19 protein-coding genes and 1 pseudogene are annotated in these 20,805 nt (G+C 71.9%); 8 read left to right on the top strand and 12 right to left on the bottom strand.

Annotated elements, in window-relative coordinates; all coding sequences use genetic code 11:
• Window positions 1-93: 93 nt before the first annotated feature.
• Window positions 94-705: a serine O-acetyltransferase EpsC gene (gene epsC / locus ACFY7H_RS21995; RefSeq protein WP_388940356.1), complete on the bottom strand. Its 612-nt coding sequence runs from the start codon at window positions 703-705 to the stop codon at window positions 94-96.
• Window positions 705-1,286 carry an NADPH-dependent FMN reductase gene (locus ACFY7H_RS21990; RefSeq protein ID WP_388940354.1) on the bottom strand — a complete coding sequence of 194 codons (582 nt, stop codon included), beginning with the start codon at window positions 1,284-1,286 and terminating at the stop codon, window positions 705-707. Before ACFY7H_RS21990 ends, epsC begins: the two co-directional genes overlap by 1 nt.
• 455 nt (window positions 1,287-1,741) lie before the next feature.
• Between ACFY7H_RS21990 and ACFY7H_RS21985 the strand changes: the two genes are divergently transcribed.
• On the top strand, window positions 1,742-2,353 hold the full coding sequence (locus ACFY7H_RS21985; RefSeq protein ID WP_388940352.1) for a CAP domain-containing protein: 612 nt from the start codon (window positions 1,742-1,744) through the stop codon (window positions 2,351-2,353).
• Between the two features lie 111 nt (window positions 2,354-2,464).
• Here ACFY7H_RS21985 and ACFY7H_RS21980 read toward each other — a convergent pair whose 3' ends face one another.
• Both ACFY7H_RS21980 and ACFY7H_RS21975 read right to left on the bottom strand, forming a co-directional pair.
• A complete protein-coding gene (locus ACFY7H_RS21980; RefSeq protein ID WP_388940350.1) occupies window positions 2,465-3,646 on the bottom strand; it encodes a cytochrome P450 in 1,182 nt (393 codons plus the stop codon).
• Window positions 3,643-4,353, bottom strand: coding sequence for a tRNA-dependent cyclodipeptide synthase (locus tag ACFY7H_RS21975; RefSeq protein ID WP_388940347.1), 711 nt, complete (start codon window positions 4,351-4,353; stop codon window positions 3,643-3,645). The genes ACFY7H_RS21980 and ACFY7H_RS21975 overlap by 4 nt, the downstream gene beginning before the upstream one ends.
• A gap of 398 nt (window positions 4,354-4,751) precedes the next feature.
• On the opposite strand from ACFY7H_RS21975, the gene ACFY7H_RS21970 reads away from it, so the two are divergent.
• Window positions 4,752-5,933 carry an MFS transporter gene (locus ACFY7H_RS21970; protein WP_388940345.1) on the top strand — a complete coding sequence of 394 codons (1,182 nt, stop codon included), beginning with the start codon at window positions 4,752-4,754 and terminating at the stop codon, window positions 5,931-5,933.
• 7 nt (window positions 5,934-5,940) lie between these two features.
• On the opposite strand, the gene ACFY7H_RS21965 is transcribed toward ACFY7H_RS21970, so the two are convergent.
• Genes ACFY7H_RS21965 through ACFY7H_RS21955 form a run of 3 tightly spaced genes read right to left on the bottom strand, consistent with a single transcriptional unit; the run spans window position 5,941 to window position 8,340 of the window.
• Window positions 5,941-6,738, bottom strand: coding sequence for an amino acid ABC transporter ATP-binding protein (locus tag ACFY7H_RS21965; RefSeq protein WP_388940390.1), 798 nt, complete (start codon window positions 6,736-6,738; stop codon window positions 5,941-5,943).
• 37 nt (window positions 6,739-6,775) lie between these two features.
• On the bottom strand, window positions 6,776-7,576 hold the full coding sequence (locus ACFY7H_RS21960; RefSeq protein WP_388940343.1) for an amino acid ABC transporter permease: 801 nt from the start codon (window positions 7,574-7,576) through the stop codon (window positions 6,776-6,778).
• On the bottom strand, window positions 7,573-8,340 hold the full coding sequence (locus ACFY7H_RS21955) for an ABC transporter substrate-binding protein (protein ID WP_388940388.1): 768 nt from the start codon (window positions 8,338-8,340) through the stop codon (window positions 7,573-7,575). Before ACFY7H_RS21955 ends, ACFY7H_RS21960 begins: the two co-directional genes overlap by 4 nt.
• Window positions 8,341-9,144: 804 nt before the next feature.
• On the opposite strand from ACFY7H_RS21955, the gene ACFY7H_RS21950 reads away from it, so the two are divergent.
• The 4 genes from ACFY7H_RS21950 to ACFY7H_RS21935 all read left to right on the top strand — a co-directional run bounded on the left by ACFY7H_RS21950 (window position 9,145) and on the right by ACFY7H_RS21935 (window position 13,422).
• Complete coding sequence (locus tag ACFY7H_RS21950) at window positions 9,145-10,548, top strand: glycosyltransferase (RefSeq protein WP_388940341.1); 1,404 nt, start codon at window positions 9,145-9,147, stop codon at window positions 10,546-10,548.
• 4 nt (window positions 10,549-10,552) lie between these two features.
• A complete protein-coding gene (locus ACFY7H_RS21945; protein ID WP_388940339.1) occupies window positions 10,553-11,308 on the top strand; it encodes a PIG-L deacetylase family protein in 756 nt (251 codons plus the stop codon).
• Window positions 11,305-12,540: an MFS transporter gene (locus ACFY7H_RS21940; RefSeq protein WP_388940337.1), complete on the top strand. Its 1,236-nt coding sequence runs from the start codon at window positions 11,305-11,307 to the stop codon at window positions 12,538-12,540. The genes ACFY7H_RS21945 and ACFY7H_RS21940 overlap by 4 nt, the downstream gene beginning before the upstream one ends.
• 210 nt (window positions 12,541-12,750) lie before the next feature.
• On the top strand, window positions 12,751-13,422 hold the full coding sequence (locus tag ACFY7H_RS21935; RefSeq protein WP_388940335.1) for a helix-turn-helix domain-containing protein: 672 nt from the start codon (window positions 12,751-12,753) through the stop codon (window positions 13,420-13,422).
• A 64-nt stretch (window positions 13,423-13,486) separates the two neighbouring features.
• Here the strand turns inward: ACFY7H_RS21935 and ACFY7H_RS21930 are convergent, their stop codons facing one another.
• The 3 genes from ACFY7H_RS21930 to ACFY7H_RS21920 form a co-directional block, all read right to left on the bottom strand.
• Window positions 13,487-14,914, bottom strand: a complete 1,428-nt coding sequence (locus ACFY7H_RS21930; protein ID WP_388940334.1) for a nucleobase:cation symporter-2 family protein — start codon at window positions 14,912-14,914, stop codon at window positions 13,487-13,489.
• A gap of 287 nt (window positions 14,915-15,201) precedes the next feature.
• A complete protein-coding gene (locus ACFY7H_RS21925; RefSeq protein ID WP_388940333.1) occupies window positions 15,202-15,402 on the bottom strand; it encodes a hypothetical protein in 201 nt (66 codons plus the stop codon).
• Between the two features lie 183 nt (window positions 15,403-15,585).
• Window positions 15,586-16,251, bottom strand: a complete 666-nt coding sequence (locus ACFY7H_RS21920; protein WP_388940332.1) for a DUF4360 domain-containing protein — start codon at window positions 16,249-16,251, stop codon at window positions 15,586-15,588.
• Between the two features lie 248 nt (window positions 16,252-16,499).
• Between ACFY7H_RS21920 and ACFY7H_RS21915 the strand changes: the two genes are divergently transcribed.
• Window positions 16,500-17,444, top strand: a complete 945-nt coding sequence (locus tag ACFY7H_RS21915; RefSeq protein WP_388940330.1) for a nucleoside hydrolase — start codon at window positions 16,500-16,502, stop codon at window positions 17,442-17,444.
• A gap of 259 nt (window positions 17,445-17,703) precedes the next feature.
• Here ACFY7H_RS21915 and ACFY7H_RS21910 read toward each other — a convergent pair.
• Window positions 17,704-18,471, bottom strand: a pseudogene (locus tag ACFY7H_RS21910) (IclR family transcriptional regulator C-terminal domain-containing protein); the annotation flags it as partial.
• Between the two features lie 869 nt (window positions 18,472-19,340).
• On the bottom strand, window positions 19,341-19,919 hold the full coding sequence (locus ACFY7H_RS21905) for an RNA polymerase sigma factor (protein WP_388940328.1): 579 nt from the start codon (window positions 19,917-19,919) through the stop codon (window positions 19,341-19,343).
• Window positions 19,920-20,373: 454 nt separating this feature from the next.
• Here ACFY7H_RS21905 and ACFY7H_RS21900 point away from each other — a divergent pair, with 454 nt between their 5' ends.
• Window positions 20,374-20,805 carry a VOC family protein gene (locus ACFY7H_RS21900; protein ID WP_388940327.1) on the top strand — a complete coding sequence of 144 codons (432 nt, stop codon included), beginning with the start codon at window positions 20,374-20,376 and terminating at the stop codon, window positions 20,803-20,805.

Here is a 20,805-nt window from a genome sequence, read left to right as displayed (position 1 = left end):
CGCCGGGCCCGGTGCGGCGTTCGTGTGGGGGGTGTCCGGCAGGGCCGCGCGGGATCGCGGAGGTGCCGGGCTAGGGTGCGGTGCGGGGTGCGGCTACCAGGAGCCGGCCGAGGCCGTCATCGCGTACAGGTCCTCCATGGGCTGCGGGCGCTGGCCGACGGGCTTGATCACCGCGGTGGCGGCGAGGACCCGGGCGCCCGCGGGCACGTCCTTGTTCACGAGGGCCTGGGCGCCGATGACGGCGTGCGCGCCGATGGTGACCGGGCCGAGCACGGTCGCGTTGGTGCCGAGTACGACGTGGGCGCCGACGACCGGGTGCCTGCGGTCCCCCTCGGGCCGGTTGTTGTCGCTCCACCAACCGACCGCTCCCAGGGTCACCTGGTGGTAGATGGTCACGTCGTCCCCGACGACGGCGGTTTCGCCGATCACGACGGCGGCGCCGTGGTCGATGAACACGCGGCGGCCGAGCACCGCACCGGGGTGGATCTCCACCGATGTGCTGCGGCGGGCGTTCCAGGCGATGAGCCGTGCGATCATCCGGTGTCCGCGCAGGTGCAGGCGGTGCGCGATCCGGTGGGCCCAGAGCGCGGGGAGGGCGGCGTGCAGCAGGGCCTCGCGGCGGTTGCGCATGGAGGGGTCGCGGGCGACGACGACCTCCAGGTCCTCCTTCATGATCCGGAACAGGCCGGGCTTCGAGGCCGCCATCAGACCAGCACCTCCTCGCGGTCGCCGGCCGGGGCGAGCTCGGCGATCAGGGCCCGGGTCAGGCTCTCCAGCCGGGTGACGAGTCCGGCGTCGGTGTAGCGGCCGTCCTCGGCGGCGAGCGTGCCGGCGCGGGCGACGGCGACCGGCTCGTGCTCGACGACCCGGGCGCCGCAGCGGGCGAGTACGCCGATCAGTCCGGTCTGCGCGTCGAGGCCGCCGCGCGCTCCGGGGGAGGCGCTGGTCACGGCGGCCGGCTTGCCGGTCAGCGGGCTCGGGCGGTCACCCTGCGCCCGGGACAGCCAGTCCAGGGCGTTCTTCAGGGCGCCGGGCATCTCGCCGTTGTAGGAGGGGGTGCTGATGAACAGCGCGTCCGCGCCGGTGACCAGCTCCTTGGCGGCGCGGACGGCGGCCGAGCCGTCGGTGCGCTCCAGTTCGGCCTCGTAGTGGGGCAGCTCGCCGACGGGGAGCAGCACGCTCTCGTGCTCACCGGGCAGGCTCCCGAGGATGTGGCGCACGGTGGCCAGTACGGCGGTGTTCGCCGAATCGCCTCGGGTGCTGCCGGATATCAGAACGATCTTCACTGGTGGAACTCCTTCTCCTCAGCCTTCCGGTCGGCAGGCCTTCGACTGGTCGAGACTCACGCCTGCGTTCCGGGCCTCCCGGGTCCCTGCCGCTCCGCCGCGCGGGCCTGGGGCGCGGCGGCCGGGCACCGGGGTGCTCGAGCGGGATGGTCCGGCCCGCGTCCTGGTCGTAACCGTGTCAGCTCGAACCGATGCCCTGCTCGACTGCGGCTAGCGCCCCGGCGGAGGGTCGCTCCAGGCACGGCCGCGGTGTGCCCGGGCGGGTGGTGGCGGAGGTGGCGGACGCCGCGCCGGCGATGTCGACGGTGGCCGGGGACCGCGGCGGGGGCCGGTGTCGGGAAGTGCCTCGCCGCGCGGGCCCGATGGTGATCAGCGGGCCGGGGTGCCAGGCTGGAGGGAGCAGCCACAGCTGAGGCTCCCCCGGACCTGTTCGAGTCGGCAGGAGGTGGAAGCCCGTGAGGATCCGCCCTTCACGCAGCAGTACCCGTACCCGTACCAGGGTCTCCCTGGCCGTGGCCACGGTCCTGTCCGCCGCGCTCGTGCCGCTGGCCGCGCCGTCCGCGACCGCCGTGAGCTGCGACACCGCGGCGGCCGCCCGGCCGCCGGGCGGGGGCCTCCAGGAACGGGACGCGGTCCTGTGCCTCATCAACGCCCAGCGCGCCCAGCGCGGTCTGCCCGCCCTGACGGGCAACCAGGCCCTGACGGACGCGGCCCGGCAGCACACCGCCGCGGCCGTGCAGCTGAAGTGGTGGGGGCCCTGGAAGGATTCGCACACCAACCCGCGGACCGGCTCCACTCCGCAGAGCCGCATCATGGGTGCCGGCTACTGCCCCAACCCCCGTTCCTGGGGAGTCTCCGAGATCACCTACAACGGCTGGGGCGGCTCGGGCACCCCGAACGCCGCCGTCAAGTGGTGGATGAACAGTCCGGGTCACCGTGCGATCATCCTCGACGCCTCGCTGCGCCAATTCGGCGGCTGGGCGCAGGCCGGTGCGGCCGACCCGGCCGGGGCCGGCGCGAGCGGTGCCGGAACGTACGTCGTGGACTTCGGCCGCTGCCTGCGCTGAGGCGGCCGGGCACACGACCGGGGAAGGCGGGCAGGCGTCGGCCGTCCGTGCAGCTCCGCCCGCCGGCGGAGCTGCACGGACGGCCTCCGTACGGTGGTCAGGCCGCGCCGGTCACCACATCACGGGCAGACGTTCGGGCAGGCGCTTCATGAAGCCCGTGCGCCACACGAGCTGCTCGACCGGCACGGCCAGCCGTATGCGGGGCATGGCCTTGAGGAGGGCGAGCAGCGCGGTCTCGGCGTGCTTCTTGCCGAGGGCGGTGGCGGGGCAGTAGTGCGAGCCGCCGCCGAAGGAGAAGTGCGCGGAGGAGTTGGTCCGGGTGAAGTCGAGGCGGTGCGGGTCCGGGAAGACGGAGGGGTCGAAGTTGGCGCCCTCGGGCAGGACCAGTACGAGCTCGCCCGCCTTGACCTGGACGTCGCCCAGGGTCATGTCCTCCATGACCAGGCGCGGCAGGCCGTCTCCGATGGACAGGTTGATCCGCAGCAGCTCGTCCACGGCCTGGGGCATCAGCTCCGGGTGGTCGGCGAGGTAGTCGGACTCCTCCGGGTGGGTGAGCAGGGTGACCAGCGCCATGGCGAGGAAGCCGGCGGTGGAGATGACGCCCGCGCCGAAGAGGGTGACGCCGACCGTCGCGAACATCTCGTCGGTGACGTGCTCGTACCCCTCGGTGCCGCGCAGCCGGGCGAGGTCGCCGATGAGGCCGTGCTCGGTGTCGTCGAGGCGCTCCTTCATGTACGCGATGTCGCGGTCCCAGTTCAGGCGCGCGGCCGGGATCTCCCGGGCGCTGTTCATGAAGGCGATGGGCAGCGACTCCGCCAGGCGCGGGGCGGCGTCGTGCGGGATGCCGAGGATCTGGCAGTGCATCGCCTCGGAGAACGGGTCGGTGAACATGGTGCGGACGTCGACGGGGGCGCCGTGCTGGAGCATCCGCTCGACCAGTTCGGCGGCGTACTCGTCCATCCACCGCTGGAGTCCGGGGGACTTGGGGTTGATGGCCTTCATCACGGCCTTGCGCAGGCCGGCGCCGGTGATGTTGCCCATGTTGTTGACGACCTCCGGGGGGATCGTCAGCGCGTACTGGCGGGGCACACCAGGGTCGGAGGTGTTCTTGAGGCTGAACCGGTCGTCCTCGAGGACCTGCTTGACGAGCTCGTAGGAGGAGACCAGCCAGGCCTCGGCTCCGGCGATGGTGCGGACCTTCGCCACCGGGGGCAGTTCGTCGACCTGGGTGGGCAGGTGCGTTCCGTCCCACGTGAAGGGGAATTCGAGGATCGGCTCCGCGTGGGTGGTCACAGCTGGTCTCCTTCGGTGGCGGGGGTGACGACGGCGTGGCCCTGGTTGCGGGAGGCCCGCAGCCCGGCGCCGCGCGAGTAGAGCAGGTCCGCCATCGGCAGCGCCTGGTGGTAGCAGTTCAGCGACGAGGGGACGCCGAGGATCGCGGGGGTATCCAGGAAGAGCGGCGCTTCGGCGCACACGTAGTCCAGGCAGACGGCCCGCTGGTGTTCGGTGGCCCGTTCGCCCCCGAGGACCTTCGACGACAGGAAGATGTCGACGAGTTCGTTGCAGGTCTGCGCGAACGCCGGGTCGGTGTGCAGCCGGTCCAGCAGGTCGGCGTGCATGCGGTCGTAGGCGGGAATGCCCTGGAGCGAGGACATCGGTCTGCCGCGCAGCCGGGTGCCGGACGGGTCGATGTCGGCGACCGCGTTGGTCACCTTGGCGCGTACGCCGCGCAGGTTCTTGACGGTCTTGCGGCGGGCCTCGTCGGGGGGATAGCCCATGGCCTCGTACATCTCGGCCACGTGCAGGTCCGTGTAGATGAGGTCGGCCTGCGCGAAGTTGTCGAGCGCCCACTCGGCGAGTGCGTGCACGCGCTGGGCGGAGAAGTAGGAGTTGCCGGGGGAGATGCCGATGACGGCGTGGTCTCCTTCGTCGGCGATGACCTGGCAGTGCGGTGTGTACGCGTCGACACGGAAGGCACTGGTTCGAGTGGCTGTTGTCATGGGAGTGGTCGCATCCCTGTCGCCGCGATTCCCCGCGCGGACCCCGTGTCCCCAGGTGCGGCGGCGACGAGCTGAAGCTATACGAACACGCGAGCCACCGGACGATTACCGTCGAGTTCGTCTCGGTTACTGAAACCGCATGTTGCCCCAGTCAACCGCAACGGGCAGTAAGCGCGTTGATCCGGACGGTAAAGTGACGTTCCGCCACGTCCACTGGCGCGTCAGCCCTTTCGGAAGCAACATTCCGTTTTGAGCGGTATCAGGGCTTCCGCTGCTCCGACGGGGCCTCCCCCGGCGGTGCCGGTCAGCCCGTGACTCCTGTGCCGGGCGGGCGACGCCCCGGCGATTCGGCGCTCCGGGACGGGACCGTGGTGGTGCGCGGGGTTACGGTCGGCGGCATGGACCGGATGCGCCGGGGGTGGCGGCAGTGCGTGCTCGGCGGGGCGGTGTTCGCCGTGTGCATGGCGGGCACCACGCTGCCGACCCCGCTCTACGGCCTCTACCAGGAGAAGTTCGGCTTCTCCGAGCTGACCGTGACCGTCGTGTACGCCGTGTACGCCTTCGGGGTGATCGGGGTGCTGCTGCTGGCCGGCAACGCCTCCGACACCGTGGGCAGACGGCCGGTGCTGCTGGCGGGGCTGGGATTCGCGGCGGCGAGCGCGGGATGTTTCCTGTTCGCCACCGGGCTGGGCTGGCTGTACGCGGGGCGGCTGCTGTCGGGGCTGTCCGCCGGCCTGTTCACGGGGGCCGCCACGGCCTACGTGATCGAGTCGGCGCCGCCGGGCGGCGGCGGCCGGGCCACGTTCGTGGCGACGGCCGCCAACATGGGCGGGCTGGGCTGCGGTCCGCTGCTGGCCGGGCTACTCGCGCAGTACGCCCCCCGGCCGCTCCACCTGCCGTTCACCGTGCACCTCGCCCTGGTGGCGGCCTCGGTCGCCGTCCTGCTGGGGCTCGGGGAGACCGTACGGCAGCGGCGGCCGGCGTACGGCGTACGGCCGCGGCGGCCGGGGCTGCCGCCGCCGGTGCGGCCGGTGTTCGGGCCGGCGGCGACCGCCTCGTTCGTGGGGTTCGCGCTGTTCGGCGTGTTCACCTCGGTCAGCCCGGCGTTCCTCGCGCGGTCCCTGGGGGTGCACAACCACGCCGTGAGCGGGCTGGTCGTCGCGCTGGCCTTCTTCGCGTCGACCGCGGGGCAGCTGGTGGTGGGCCGGGTCGGTGCCCGGCGGTCGCTGCCCCTGGGCTGCGCGGGACTCCTGGCCGGGCTGGCGCTGCTCGCGGGCGCGCTGTACTGGGACCTCCTGGTGCTGGTGGTGCTGAGCGCGCTGGTCGGCGGGGCCGGCCAGGGGCTGGCTTTCCGCGGGGCGCTGTCCGTGGTGGCGCGGGCGTCGCCGGACGACCGGCGCGCCGCGGTGATCTCGACGCTCTTCGTGGTGGCGTACGCGGGCATCTCGGTGCCGGTCATCGGTGTGGGCGTACTGGTGGAGCCGATCGGTCTGGAGGGCGCGGGGCTGGTGTTCATCGCCTGCATGGCGGCCCTGGTCTCGGCCGCCGGGGCCTATCTGCTGCGCCGCGCGGGCAGGTGAGGGGCGGTCAGGCCTCCGGACCTCTCGCGGTGCCGTCGTCGGCCGGTGCCTCGACCGCCGCCGGGTCGAGGATGCGGTTGAGGAAGTTGCGGGTGCGTTCGTGCCGGGGGCGGGTGACGACCTGTTCCGCGGGCCCCTGCTCGACGATCACGCCCTCGTCCATGAACACGACCCGGTCCGCGACCTCCCGGGCGAAGCTCATCTCGTGGGTGACGACCATCATCGTCATCCCCTCCCCCGCCAGGATCCGCATCACCGACAGCACCTCGCCGACGAGTTCCGGGTCGAGCGCCGAGGTCGGCTCGTCGAAGAGCATCACCTCGGGTCCCATCGACAGGGCGCGGGCGATCGCCACCCGCTGCTGCTGGCCGCCGGACAGCTGGGCCGGGTAGGCGTCCGCCTTGGCCGCGAGGCCGACCCGCTCCAGGTTCTCCCGGGCGACGGCGGCGGCCTTCTCCCTGTCCGTGCCGAGGACCCTCCGCTGCGGGAGGGTGAGGTTGGCGGTGACGCTGATGTGCGGGAAGAGGTTGAACTGCTGGAAGACCATGCCGATGCGGCGGCGCGCCGCGTCGATGTCGACATCGGGGTCGGTGAGTTCCGTACCGCCGACGAAGACCTGGCCCCGGCTGGGCTCCTCCAGCAGGTTCACACAGCGCAGCAGCGTCGATTTGCCCGAGCCGGAGGGGCCGATGACGCACACCACCTCGCCTCGGGCGATGTCGAGGTCGATGCCCCGCAGGACATGGTTGTCGCCGAAGGACTTGTGCAGTCCCCGGATCTCGATCTCCGGGCGGTCGCTGCCCATCGTGTCCCCCGTTCCCGTCGTCTGTGGCATCGGTTCCTCACGTGGCCTTGTCGGCACGGGCCTCGAGCCGGCGCACCACGAAGCTGAGCGGCACGGTCACGAGGAGGTAGCACAGGCCCGCGACGAGGATCGGGGTGGAGTTGGCGGTCTCGCTGGCGAGGTCGCGGCCGAATTTCGTCAGCTCCCGCTCCTCCAGCGTCACGCCCAGGAAGAGCACCAGCGAGGAGTCCTTGAAGAGGAGGACCAGTTCGTTGGTGAGCGGGGGGATGACGATGCGGAACGCCTGGGGGATGACCACGGACACCATGGCGCGGCCGTGCGAGAAGCCCAGGGAGCGGGCCGCTTCCATCTGCCCCTTGGGCACGGCCTGGATGCCGGCGCGGATCGTCTCCGCCATGTAGGCGGCGGCGACCAGGCCGAGGCCGAGCGCGACCTTCCCGTACGTGCCGCCGGGGATGGCGGTGCCGGGGAAGGCCAGCGGTACCGCCACGCCGACGAAGATGAAGATCAGCAGGGCGGGCAGGCCCCGGAACAGTTCGATGTAGACGCTCGCGACCCAGCGGTACGGGGCCACCGAGGACAGCCTCATCATGGCGATGACCAGGCCGAGCACCAGGCCGAAGAGGAACCCGGAGAGGGTGTACACCACCGTGTTCCGCAGGGCGATGGTGATGATCTTCGGGAAGAGCCTGAGCGCCAGGTCCGTCTGGGCGAACTGGTTGCGCAGCCGGTCCCAGTCGGCGAGTACGCCGACCAGGACCAGCGCGGCCGCGAAGACCGCGTACTGGACGCCCTGCCAGACGCGGCGCCGCTGCCGCCGGGTGAGCCGTGAGGTCACGACGCGGCCTGGGGCAGCGGGCCGATCCACTGTTCGTAGGTCTTCTTGTAGGTGCCGTCGGCCTTGGCGTCGGTGATCACCTTGTCGATGGCGGCGAGCAGGGCGGTGTTGCCCTTCTTCACCGAGAAGCCGTACTTCTCGCCGGTCTCGATGTTCTGGCCGAGGGCGAACGCCGAGGCGTTCGCCGGGTCCTTGAGCCAGCCCTGGACGACCGGGTAGTCGATGACGACGGCGTCGACCTGGCCCGTGCGCAGGCCGTTGAGCACCGCGTCCGAGCTCTCGAAGGCGACGGGGTCGAAGCCCTGCGCCTTGGCGTAGCTCTCGCCGGTGGTCTCGGCCTGCGCGCCCAGTTTTCTCGCCTTGGCCTTGACGTCGGCGAGGGAGCTGATGCCGCTCTTCTTCGTCGAGAGCAGTGCCTGGGTGGCGTCGAAGTAGGGGACGGAGAAATCGACGTTCTTCTTGCGCTCGTCGGTGATGGTCATGCCGGCGGCGGCGAGGTCGCACTGGCCGGAGTTGAGGAAGGCACCCGTCTTGAAGTTTTCGAACGGCGTGTCGAGGATCTTCTGTTCGACGCCGAGCTTCTTCGCGACGAGGTCGATCAGGGCCACGTCGAAGCCGACGACCTTGCCGTCCTGCTCGAACTGGAACGGCGGGTAGGGCAGGTGGGTGCAGGTGGTCAGTTTGCCCTTCTCGACGACCGGTACGCCCCCTGCCGCCTCCCCCGGTCCGCTGTCGCCGGAGGAGCAGCCCACGGCCAGGAACATGCCCGCGGCGGCGGCCGCGGCGGCCAGGGCGCGCGGACGCCGGCGGGAGGGGTGGTGGTGAGCGCCGTCGCGGTGACTGCGGTGTCCTTCGACCGTCCGGAACACGGTTGACCTCCACGGGTGCGGGGGGGGAGCGGCGGTCGCGGGAGGAGACCGTCCGTCGAGATCGTAAGCCCCGGCGGCACACCGGCAAGGGACCATTCGCGATGCGGCGCGAACCGTCCGGCCGTACGGAGCCACGGAACAAGAAGTCCCGCAGGCAAAGGGCGTATGACCTTCACGATGCGTTCGCGTAAGCGCTCCGTCAACGGATTCGCGTTCCGGCCGACGGGCAGTTCACCGCGCTCGGCGGGAATGCGCTGATGGGAGCCCTGACGCGGTCCCGAACGGCGGGTGTGAGGGCTTCACCGCGCGTTCGCTACGTGTGCGGGAACACATGTCACGGCTGTGGACCTCATGCCAGGATCGGGGCGGGGCGACGCGGATTCCTTCATATGCCGACACATCCTCACTTCCCCGGTCGCCCCCGACCGTCATGGGTGCGGGGATCGCCCTGCGGCCACAACAGGCCGGAGGGACCGGAATTCGACCATGAGTCGAGCGGGTTTCCCCTCACCTTCGATGCCCGACACTCCCGGGAAGGCGAATATCGTGACACGTCTGCGCCATGGAAACAGGTTGTTGCACAAACTCTCGGTCCCCCTCGGGTCCCGCCCGCCGGGGAGGGCGCAGTCGGCCCGGGGAAGGCGATTACCGGGCTCCCGGCCCCTGCCCGCGCCTGCCCGGGTACCGGCCGTACCCGAGGTGGAGCTGCCCGGCACGCCACTGGACTGGATCGAGCCGATCGTCGGCGCCGAGCGGACGGAAACCGTACGGGACACCCTGCGCGGAGTGTGTGAGCTGCTCGACGGGCGCACCGTATGGCACATCAGTGACAACCCGGTGCGGGGCGGAGTGGCCGAACTCCTGCGGGCCAATCTCCCCTGCCTCGCGGGCGAGGGCATTTCCACCCGCTGGGCCATCATCGGCGGGCCGCCCGAATTCCGCGCCTTCACCAAGTCCCTGTACTACCGGCTGTGCGGAGTGGCTCCGGGGGCGAAGGCCGCGGACCTCGAACGGGGCCGCCGGATGTACGAACGGATATGCGCGGAAACAGCGGCGCGGCTCGTCCCCGCCATGGGCCGGCGTTCCATCGTCGTCCTCCACGACCACCAGACCGCCGGACTCATTCCCCATCTTCGCGAAGCGGGCTGCACCGTGCTGTGGCGGGTCCATGTCGGCACGGCGCTGAGGGAGGACCTCGCGGCGCCCGGATGGGAATTCCTGTACCGCTACATTTCCTCCGCGCATTGCCACATCACTTCCTATCCCGGAGTCCTGCCCGCCGGACCGCCGGCGGTGGACCGCCGTGTCGTCCAGCCGTCCATCGATCCGCTGTCGCCCAAGAACATCCCGCTGCGCCCGGACGCGGATCCGTCGCGCCTGCTGGCCGGCGCGGGGCTGATCGAGGAGGCGGGCGGCGCCCCTCGGGGACGGCACGCCCTGACCGACCTCCTCGTACGCCATCCGGCGCGCGTGGTGCGCGCCGGCGGACCGGCCCCGGCGGGCGCGCCCCTGGTGACCCAGGTGAGCCGCTGGGACCGGGTCAAGGACGTCCCGGGGGTGATCCGGGGCTTCGCCGAGTACGTCGATCCGGCCTTCGGCGCCCACCTGATGCTGGTCGGCCCGGACACCAGGGGCGACCGGCAGGCCGAACAGGTCTTCGCCGAGTGCCGTCAGGCATGGGAGGACCTCGGCCCGCGGGGGCGGCGCGTCCACCTCGTCCAGGTGCCGACGGACAACCGGTCCGAGCACGCCCTGACCGTCAACGCCGTCCAGCGCCACTCGGCTGTGGTGATCCAGAAGAGCCTGGCCGAGGGCTTCGGCCTGACCGTGTCCGAGGCCGCCTGGAAGGGGCGGCCCGTGGTCGCCGCCCCCGTCGGGGGGATCCGGGAACAGGTCGAGCACGGCACGACGGGGCTGCTGCTCTCGGACCCCCGGGACCTGCGCGGGCTCGGGGAGGCGGTCAACCGGCTGCTCTCGGACCGGGATTACGCGCGGGAACTGGGCAGGAACGGCCATCAGCGCGTGCTGCGGCGCTTCCTCACCGACAGCAGCGTCCTCGGCTTCGCGCGGGTCCTCGCGGACGCCGCCCAGCGCTACCAGTAGAGGAGTGACAGCAGTGCGCATCCTGGCCGTCGGGGCCCATCCCGACGATGTCGAGCTCTTCTGTGCGGGGACGCTCGCCCACTACGCCCGGCAGGGGGCCCGGGTCACCGTCGCCATCGCGACCAACGGTGAACTCGGCTCCCGCACCCTGCCGCCCGCCCGAACGGCCGCGGTCCGCGAGGAGGAGGCACGGCGGGCCGTCGGCGTGCTCGACGCGGAGCTGATCTGGCTCGGGCAGCCGGACGGCTTCCTCTTCGACACGGCGGACACCCGCCGCCAGATGGTGGAGGTGCTGCGCCGGGTGCGGCCCGACATCGTCCTCGCCCACCATCCCGACGACTACCACCCCGACCACCGGGCCGTGAGCCGACTGGTCGGCGCGGCACGGCTGCTGGCCCGCGAGCCCGCCCTCTCCACCGGGAGCCCGGCCACGGACGCGGTCCCCCCGCTCTTCTACATGGACACCCTGCTCGGAACGAACGCGGGCACCCCGGACCTGTGGGTGGACATCACGGACACCATGGCGGTGAAGGAGGCGATGCTGGCCGAGCACCACAGCCAGAACAGCTCCCGCAAGGAGCGCAAGGGCGCCGACTTCGTGGACCTGACACGGCAGCAGGCGGCGCACCGCGGCCTGGAGGCGGGGGTCCGGTACGCGGAGGCCTTCACCTGCGCGCCCTCCCATCCCGCCACCTCGGTGCACGATCTGGTCCCGGAGGGCACGGGCGTCCGCCTCCCGGTCCTGCCCTCCCCGCGGTGAGCGGCGCCGGGGGCCGGGGTACCGCCACCGGGGGCGCGGGCGCGCTCTACGCGGTCTTCTTCCTCAACGGGATCGTCCTGGCGAGCTGGGCCCCGCGCATCCCCCAGGTGAAGGAGCAGCTGGGGCTCTCCGACGGGCAGCTCGGTACGGCCCTGCTCGGGGTGGCGCTCGGTTCCGTACCGGCCATGCCCGCGGCCGGTCTGCTGGTGAACCGCTTCGGCAGCCGGCCGGTGGCCCGGTGCGCCGCCCTCGTCTACGCCCCGGCCATCGCGTTGCCCGGGCTGGCCGGTTCCATGACCGGCCTGATGCTGGGACTGGTCGTCCTGGGCGCGGCGGTCGGGGCGCTTGACGTCGCCATGAACGCCCACGCGGTGGATCTGGAGCGGCGCAGCGGCCGGGCGAGGCTCTCCTCCTTCCACGGCCTGTTCAGCGCCGGGGCGCTGGCGGGTGCGCTGCTCGGTACCGCCGCCGCCGGCGCGGGAGTGGCCGCGCGTACGCAGTTCACGGTGTCGGCGGCCATCGGGACGGCCGCCGCCGGGGTGGCGGTGGCCGCCCTGCACCGGGCGGCGCCGCCCGCGCCGCCCGGGCGCCGGGCGGGGCCGGGCGGGCCTGTGGCGGCCGCCCGGCGCCGGGGCCGGGGCGGCGCCCGGCTGCTGCCGCTCAGCGCGCTGGGGCTGTGCGTCCTGCTCGTGGAGGGGGTGGTGACCGACTGGAGCAGCGTGTACCTGGCCGACGCGCTGGGCGCGGGGCCGGGTCTGGCGGGTGCCGGGTACGCGGCCTTCGCGCTGGCCATGACGGCCGGGCGGCTCGGCGGCGACCGGACGGCCGGGCGTTTCGGTCCCGTGCGCGTCGTGCGCTGCGGGGCGCTGCTGACCGCGGCCGGGGCGGTGGTGGCCCTGGTGTCCGGACACCCGGTGGCCTCGGCGGTGGCGTTCTGCGCGGTCGGCCTCGGGATCTCCGCGTCCTTCCCCCTGGTCGTCAGCGGGGCGAGCCGGATCCCCTCCGCCGCCCCGGGGACCGCGGTGGCGACGGTGTCGACCACCGGCTATTTCGCCTTCCTCGCCGGTCCGCCGCTGATCGGCTTCCTGGCCTCCCACAGCAGCTTGCGCACGGCCCTGTTCCTGGTGCCCGCGCTCGCCCTGGCGGCTGCGGCGCTCGCTGCCTCCCTGTCCGCGACGCAGCCCGGAGAAGAGATTCCGCTTCCCCGCGAGGACGCATCAAGTCACCATTGATCATTAGAGTAAATCTCCATCAGAGCCTTCCAATTCAAGGAACAGAACCAGCCCGAACCTTCTGAACATCTGTTACTGTGCCCGCGCTTGGTGTTCGTTCAGCATTCCGTTTCTCCTCGGGCGCGGGCCGTTCGAGGGTTGTCGCGAGGTGGCGTGTACGTGTACAGCACTCCCTTTTCCCCCACCGAAGCCCGATCCGCGCGCGCTCGCATGGGTTTGAGCACGGTTCAGGTGGCCGAGGCCATGGCGGCCTGCGGGAGCCCCGTCCATCCCGCCATGGTGGCGGCGTGGGAGCAGGGCTCCCACGTCCCTTCCGACCAGCACCTCTTCGCCCTCGCGGACGTGCTGTGGTGCGACGCGGTCACCCTGATGGGAACCGTGCCGAGGACGCTCCCCGAGTTCCGGCTGGCCCGCCGGATCACCGTGGAACGGCTGGCCTACCGGCTGGGCATGGGCCCGTCGGAGTACCGCGCCGCCGAGCAGTCGGGGCACTGGCGGGGGGACTCCCGGCAGACCAGGGTCCTGGTGGAGGCCCTGGGCCTGTCCCTGCGCGCGCTGACCACCATCACGGGCCGCGACCAGGAGCTGGAGGAGCACCTGCGGTCGGCGGTCACCGGGCGGTGGAAGGCCCACGTCGATCCCGTGGTGGAGATCGTGTCGGTGGACGCCACCAGCGTCGGCGACGCGCTGCACACGATGCACACGGAGCTCTCCGCCTTCTCCGAGCGGTACATGGGGCACCTGGTCGCCCGCAACGACGACGCCCGGCTGAAGGAGATAGCGACGGAGCGGTCCGCCTACCTGCGCCGCCTGGCCGACCACTTCTGGGAGCTGATCGGCGAGCAGGGCGAGGCCCCGGCGAGGCCTCCGGCGGGCGGCTGACTCGGGTCCCGGAGCGGCCGGGCGGGCCGGGAGGGCGCGAGCCCCTCCCCGGCCCGCCCGTGCGTCAACGGGCCGTCGCCACGAAGGGGCCGGGCGGGCCGTCCTCCTCGATGTCGTCCCAGTCGATCTCCATCGTGCTGCGGCTCGTGAAGACGTTGAAGAGCAGGTTCAGCAGGATGGCCGTGAGGGCCCCCAGCGTGATCCCGCTGTCGAGCACGGCCCGGACGTCGTCCGGCATGCGCTCGAAGAAGGGCTTCACCGTCGTCGGCAGCAGGGCCGCGCCCAGACTGACCGCCAGGATCAGGGTGTTGCGCTCCTCGCGCAGGTCGGCCTTGGCCAGGATCTGGATGCCGACGGCCGCGACGATGCCGAACATGGAGACCGCCGCTCCGCCCAGCACCGGGTGCGGGACGGAGGCGACCAGGCTGCCCGCCTTCGGCAGCAGCCCGAGGGCGATCATGAACAGGCCGGCCGCGACGACGACGTAGCGGCTCATGACCTTCGACATCCGGACGATGCCGATGTTCTCCGCGAAGGCCACGTACGGGAAGGAGTTGAGGACACCGCCGAGGACCGTCGCCACGCCGTCGGCGCGCAGGGCCCGCGCGACCGTGTCGGCGTCGACCTTCTTGCGGGTGATCTCCCCGATGGCGTAGACGTCGCCGGTCGTCTCCACCATGGTGATCAGCATGACGACGAGCATCGCGGCGATCGGGAGCAGTTCGAAGCGCGGCATGCCGTAGTGGAAGGGGGTGGTGACCCCGATCCAGTCGGCCTGCGCCACGGCGCCGAAGTCCACGTCCCCGAAGAGCCAGGCGACGGCCGTACCGGCCACGAGCCCGAGGAGGACGGCCAGGCTGCTGAGGAAGGGCTTGCCGACGCGGACCAGCGCCAGGATGAAGAGCAGGGTGCCCAGCGCGTACGCGAGGTTCTTCATGGACCCGTACGCGGGCGTTCCCAGGAGGTGGGCCCCGCCGGCCGCGTCCTGCAGCGCCACCGGGATGAGGGTGATGCCGATGACGGTGAGGATCGTACCGATGACGACCGGCGGGAAGTACTTCACCAGCTTGCTGAAGAGCGGTGCGAAGGCGAAGGTGGCGATGCCCGCCGTGATCACCGCGCCGTAGACGACGAGGAGGCCGGCGGTACCGCCGCCGGCGCCCAGGCCGATGGCGATCATGGGTGAGACCGCGGTGAAGGTGACCCCCTGGACGAGGGGCAGCCGGGCGCCCGCCTTCCAGATGCCTAGGGCCTGGATGATCGAGGCGATGCCGCAGGTGAGGAGGTCCGCGTTGATGAGGTGGACCAGTTCCTGGCGGGTGAGTCCGAGTGCGTTGCCGAGCAGGACGGGGACGATGACCGCCGCCGCGTAGAACGCCAGCACGTGCTGGAAGCCGTACAGGGCGAGTCGGGGGAAGGGGAGGAGTTCGTCGACGGGGTGTATGCCCTGTCGGGTGGACCGCCGGGAGGACTGTCTGGTGGCTCTTGCCATCTCTGCCTTGCCTTCACGAGGTAGGTGAATGAGAGGGCCGCCGCGCCCGTGCCCCGGGTGGCGGGGCGGGCGCAGGCCGGCTCGCATGGAGCCGACGTCGGGCGGTGTTGCCGACAGCACGTCGCTCTGGATGCATTTACGTCCCGGATTGGCGGGACATCCTTCGATCAGCACCCGGATCCCTGACTGGGCATGAGATCCGAAGGGACCGCGACCGGAAGGCGCTCACCATAACCAAAGGGCGGGTTTCCTCGCGAGTAACCGGAGCCTCCGCTTCCCGAGCAGGCTCAGCGCCCGGACGGGCGGAAGGGCTCGGAAGGCCCGGAAGGCCCGGAAGGCTCGGAGGACTCGGAGGGATCGGCCCCGGGGCCCGCGGGCGCCTCGGGCTCGTCCATGTCGTGGAGACCGGGGAAGCGGTAGGGGTCGAGCGCCCACTGCGGCGTCCCGGTGGAAAGGCCGTAGGTCGGTGCGGCGTTCATGGTGCTCATCAGACCTCCCGGTAGTGGAGCCATCACTGATCGTCATGACTCGTTACTCTCTGCTTCCGGTTGCCGGGTGGGGGCATTCCCACCCGAATGTCGCCAATGGCATCTCTTCACACCAGCTCCCGGCATGCCGAGGGGCCGTGCCCGGCGCGTCCCGGGTACGGCCCCTCGCCGTCAGGCCGGGTGTCAGCGCCGCTGCGGGCACGTCTTCCAGGAGAAGTGGTACACGGTGTTGAAGCTGCCGTCGGTGGAGTCCATCGCGAGGAAGCTGGTGGTGTTCGCCGTGTCGGAGGAGCCGGCGTGGGCACGCAGCTCGGTGTTGATGTTCAGGTTCCGCTTGGCCCCGCAGGGGTGGAAGACCAGCGCCTCGACCGGCACCGCGTCCGAGACCTGCCAGTTGCCCTCGGCGGGGCCGTTCAGGGTGTGGCTCCGGTAGGCCGTCTGGGACATGCCCTGGAAGTAGTAGCTGGCGTTCTGGGTGGCGCTCGCGCCCTCCGCGATGCTGGCGAAGCCGCGGTAGTCGGCCTTGGCGATGGCGTAGGTGTAACCCTGGGGCACGTTCACGCGGAGGCCGAGCTGGCAGTTCTTGCGGAAGTCGGTCGCCTTGGCGTCCTTGCCGACCTGGGCGAGGTACTCGCTGTACGTCACCGTGAAGGCGGTGTTGTCCGGGGAGACCGCCACGTTGGCGGTGCCCGGGCGGCAGCCGGAGCCGTTGACCTGGACCACGTCGACGGTGATCTGGCCGGGAGGCGCGGCGGCAGGGACGGAGGAGGTCGCGGCACCCGCGGAGGGCGCGAGGGCGGCAGCGGCGAGCGCGGCGGCCGCGCCGGCAGTGAACACCGTTCTGAGCATGGGTTGTCCTTCCGATCGCTGCTGTGCGTGATCGGCACGAACCGTTCCACACTCCCCCGCGCCATCGGCGCAGGCGCGTCAGCCGCCGCCACCACCACCCCCGTCCGGGGTAGTGGGCCGACCATCACACCGCCCGCCGAGGAGTCGCCGTCCGCCACGCCCCGCCGCGTTTTTGGCTCGTAAGGAGCGGCCCGCGCGGTCTCCCGGGGGCAGACTGGGCGGCCCAGGACCAGGAGGAGGACCAGCGCGTGCCCGTACCGATCATCATCGACTGCGATCCCGGACACGACGACGCCCTGGCGATCATGCTGGCGGCCGGTGATCCCGGCGTCGACCTCCTCGCCGTCACCACCGTCGCCGGCAACCAGACGCTGGAGAAGACCACCCTCAACGCCCGCCGGGTGCTGACCCTCGCCGGCGTCACGGACGTGCCCGTCGCCGCCGGCTGCGACCGGCCGCTGCTCCAGCCGCTGGCCGTCGCCGCCGACGTGCACGGCGAATCCGGCATGGACGGGCCGCAGTTCCCGCCGCCCACGGTGGACGTGGTGCCCGAGCACGCGGTGGACCTCATCCACCGGATCCTCCTCGAGCACCCCGAACCGGTCACCCTGGTGCCCACCGCCCCGCTGACCAACATCGCCCTCCTCCTGACCCGCCACCCCGGGATCGGCGCCCGCATCCGCGAGATCGTGCTGATGGGCGGTTCCGTGGGGCCGGGCAACCGCACACCGGCGGCCGAGTTCAACGTGTACACCGACCCGGAGGCCGCCGCCGTCGTCTTCGGCAGCGGCGTACCGGTGACCATGTGCGGGCTCGACGTCACGCACCAGGCCCTGGCCACGCCCGAAGTGCTGGCCCGCTTCGAGGCCCTCGGCACGGAACTCGGCTCCGTCTGCGTGGAACTGCTCACCTATTACGCCTCCACGTACCGTCTGCTGTGGGACATGCCCTATGCGCCGCTGCACGACCCGGTCGCGGTGGCCCGGGTGATCGACCCGGCGATCGTGGGCTGTGTGGACGCCAACGTCGTGGTCGAGCTCCAGGGCCGCTACACCCGCGGCGCCACCGTCGTGGACCTCCACGACTACGTGGGCCGCCCGGTGAACGCACGGGTCGCCACCACCCTGGACGCGGACCTCTTCTGGGACCGCATGGTCGGCGCGGTGGCCGCCCTCGGGTCCCGCCGCGCATGACGCGGCCTCAGCCCCGACCGGGCGCCTCAGGCTGACGTGCGGCGAAGCGGGCCGGGCCTGGATGTCCGGGCCCGCTCCGGCGCGTCGTCGTCCTGACCGGACGCGGCCCCGGTTTCGGGCGGGGCCGACCGCTCTAGACGGTGGTGGAGAGGAAGGTGGGCAGTGTGGCCGGGTCCGCCGCGGCGGACCCGGTCCACGGCAGGTCCGGGGAGGCGGGTGTGCCGCGCACCGGTACCGGGTCGGGCCTGGTACTGCCGGCCACGATCAGGGCCAGTAAGACCGCGGCGGCCTCGCTCTGCAGGATCCGGGCGGCCTGCCTGAGCCGTCCGGCATCGGGGACGGGGATGGAGAGGGCCACGCATTCGGCGTTGGGGCCCGAGGTGATCGGGACGGCCGCGCAGACCGTGCCGATGGCGTACTCCTGGAAATCGAGCAGCGGGGCGTTGGGCCCGCGCGTGTCGAGCTGGTGGAAGAGGGCCTTCTCGCTGGCGAGGGTGTGGCGGGTCAGTTTGGACATCTGGTGGCGGTCCAGGTGGTCCTTCCGGTCGTCGTAGTCGAGTTGGGTGAGGAGGGCCTTGCCGACGGCGGAGGCGTGGGCGGCCGACCTGAAGTCGACCCACTCCTCGACGACGGGTGTGCCCGGGCCGTCGGCGTACTGGGTGATGGAGACCTCGCCGTCGGTGTAACGGGCCACGTAGACGGCGGCGCCGACGGCGTCGCGCACCCAGGCGAGGGTCTCCTTGAGGTGCCCGCGCCCCTCACCGCCCGCCGCGTCGGTGAGCAGCAGGGCGTTGCCGGCGATGTAGGCGTCGGGCCCGGTCGGGATGGCCAGGTTGGCCCGGAAGAGCTGCTCCACCGCCCGGGCGATCACCAGCTGCGGCAGTTTCGTCTCACGGGCGATCTGGGTGAGGCTGACGCCGCCCGAGAACCGGTTGATCACCTCCAGGACGCGCAGCGCCTGGTGTACGGATTCCAGCGCGGCCGGCGCCGGCCGCGCTTCGGGGGTCTTGCGGGCGGCGTGCGTCAGGTGCGGCTGCTTGAGCGCTTCGAGCGCCCACGCGTTCGCCTCTGGCGTCAGGTACAGGGGGTTGAGGCGTGCGTGGTGGGCCACGGCCACGGCGACCGGCGGGCCGGGGGTGAACACCTCCCCCAGGTCGGGGTGTTCGCTGTGGGGGCGCTCCGCCACGGCCTGGCGCAGCCGCGCGGGCAGCCGGTACGGCGGCCGCACGGCCCGGCCGGGCCCCCCGGAGAGGGAGCTGAGGTCCTGGGTGGTGATGGGCGGGGAGGTCCAGATCACGGAGGCGGTCAGGGCCTCTTCGAGGTCCCCCGGGATCAGCGGCAGGTGGGGCAGGTGCTCCTCGGCGGGCAGGATCCGGGCCTGCTGCTTCCAGTGGCGGGCGGTACGGACCTCCGCTCGGGAGAGATGGTGGAGGTAGAGGCACTGCGCGGCGGTACGGGAGCCCGCGCCGGCCGCGTACTGGAACCAGAAGCGGGCGCCCTCCGTGCGCTCCGTCAGGTGGAGGAGGGAACCGAACAGCAGCGCCGAGTCCACGCCGTGGGGCCAGGATTCGGCGTGCAGCGCGCGCTCCGCGAAGTCCCGGCTCTCCACGAGGGACCAGGTGACGTCGTCCAGGACGCGGGCCGCCCGCACGTGGCAGGCGGCGTCCAGGACGAGGGCGTCGTGGTCGGCGGCCGTGGCCGGGCACCGGACGGGCAGGTCCGAGCCGGTGGCGCTGCCGATCGCGGAGCGGGCGCGGTCGGCGACGATCCGGCGGGCGATCCGGCGCCGGGCGGCGCCCTCGTCGTAGCCGGCGTACTCCTCCGCGAGCACCGAGGCGTTCTTCAGGGCCGCGTTCAGCTCGCACAGCGGCATGTCACGGTCAGCGGGCATGTCGCTCACTGGTCCTTCTCCTCTCCGGGGATCCAGTCCACCCCGAGCTTGCGGGACAGGGTTCGGCGTGCGCCGCGTACGTGTGAACGGACGGTCGCGGGGGAGATCCCCATCATGCGGGCGACCGTCTCGGAGTCATTGCCCAGCAGGAAGGCCAGCAGCACCACGTCGTACTGTCGCTCGGACAGCTCCGCGATGGCCGCGTACAGGCCGAGCTTGGACTCCAGCAGTTCGAGGCGTTCCCTCGACGAGCGGCGCAGGGCGCAGAACCACGCGGTCTCCACCATGGCGACCTGGCGGCCGAGGGCCGCCAGCCGGCGTTCGACGTGTTCGCGCAGCACCGCCCAGGCGAAGCCGTGCAGGCTCGCCTCCTTGAGGGCCTGGCGCCACACCTTCAGCAGGAAGGTGAACACGTCGTCGACGACTTCCTGGGCGTCCTTGGCGTTGCCCAGCTGGAGGTGGGCGTAGCGCAGGTACGCGCGGTGCTGCTGCGAGTGGAACGCGGTGAACTCCACGGGCAGGACGCCCGCCAGTTCACTGGAGACCGTCTGGTCCCCCGCTGGGTCGAACTCGCCTTCGCTCATGCATTCCCCCACCGTTGCTCGTCGCCGCCCTCCAGGGCGGTGGGTGTCACATCGCTCGAGAAAACACGGACCGTGGTGGTGACTATCAGCGCGAGGGCGACAATCTCGGCAACATTCACTTCGGCGTGAAACCTTCCGACTGGTGGGTGGGGAAGAAGGGCTGCCTGCCCCCGTGTGCGGCAGCCGTGGAGCGTCGAGCGCCCTCATCACCACCCCATCGGAAATGGCGTGCGATCGTGCAAGCCCGGTCTCGGAAAACTTCCGGAAGAGTGGCATCCGCCGTCCCGCACGCCCCCTTCACACCAGCGCGCGCCCCCCTGCGCGGGTGTGCGCCCCGCGTCGGCCGGTTGCGCCGGTGGCTGAGCCTGCGGACCCGGTGCGCCCTCTTGCGGGAGACTCGGTCCCACCGTCCCACCGTCCGGCGGATCCGCCGGCGCTCTCGAGGAGGCTCTCCGTGAACTGGACGCTCGAAGTCGTCCCGGTACCCGTCACCGACATGGACCGGGCGAAGGAGTTCTACGCCGACGCCGTCGGCTTCGGGGTGGACCTCGACGACGAAGTCGCCCCAGGAGTGCGCATCATCCAGCTGACCCCGCCCGGATCGCGGTGTTCGGTCGCGCTGCTCCAGGGGATGCCGCCCGCGCCCGGCACGGCGGTGATGGCGCCGGGCACGCTGCACGGGCTCCAGCTCTGCGTCACCGACATCGAGGCGGCCCGCGCGGAGCTGGTGGCGCGGGGTGTGGACGTCTCCCCGGTGCGCCACCTCGGGGCGGCGGGCTGGGAGGACGGCAAGGGCGACACCTGGAACTCGTTCCTGACCTTCCGTGACCCGGACGGCAACGGCTGGGTGGTGCAGGAGGCTCCGTCGGAGCTGTCGCAGCGCTGA

It is taken from the genome of Streptomyces sp. NPDC012794, assembly GCF_042901085.1.
GTDB lineage: Bacteria > Actinomycetota > Actinomycetes > Streptomycetales > Streptomycetaceae > Streptomyces.
This window is presented reverse-complemented; position numbering and strand designations above follow the sequence as displayed.

Bases quoted from the DNA above. Each gene is read 5' to 3' on its own strand.
- epsC (WP_388940356.1), bottom strand. From the start codon at position 705: ATGGCGGCCTCGAAGCCCGGCCTGTTCCGGATCATGAAGGAGGACCTG.
- ACFY7H_RS21975 (WP_388940347.1), bottom strand. From the start codon at position 4,353: ATGACAACAGCCACTCGAACCAGTGCCTTCCGTGTCGACGCGTACACA.
- ACFY7H_RS21970 (WP_388940345.1), top strand. From the start codon at position 4,752: ATGGACCGGATGCGCCGGGGGTGGCGGCAGTGCGTGCTCGGCGGGGCG.
- ACFY7H_RS21965 (WP_388940390.1), bottom strand. From the start codon at position 6,738: ATGGGCAGCGACCGCCCGGAGATCGAGATCCGGGGACTGCACAAGTCC.
- ACFY7H_RS21955 (WP_388940388.1), bottom strand. From the start codon at position 8,340: ATGTTCCTGGCCGTGGGCTGCTCCTCCGGCGACAGCGGACCGGGGGAG.
- ACFY7H_RS21935 (WP_388940335.1), top strand. From the start codon at position 12,751: ATGGGTTTGAGCACGGTTCAGGTGGCCGAGGCCATGGCGGCCTGCGGG.
- ACFY7H_RS21930 (WP_388940334.1), bottom strand. From the start codon at position 14,914: ATGGCAAGAGCCACCAGACAGTCCTCCCGGCGGTCCACCCGACAGGGC.
- ACFY7H_RS21925 (WP_388940333.1), bottom strand. From the start codon at position 15,402: ATGAGCACCATGAACGCCGCACCGACCTACGGCCTTTCCACCGGGACG.
- ACFY7H_RS21920 (WP_388940332.1), bottom strand. From the start codon at position 16,251: ATGCTCAGAACGGTGTTCACTGCCGGCGCGGCCGCCGCGCTCGCCGCT.
- ACFY7H_RS21905 (WP_388940328.1), bottom strand. From the start codon at position 19,919: ATGAGCGAAGGCGAGTTCGACCCAGCGGGGGACCAGACGGTCTCCAGT.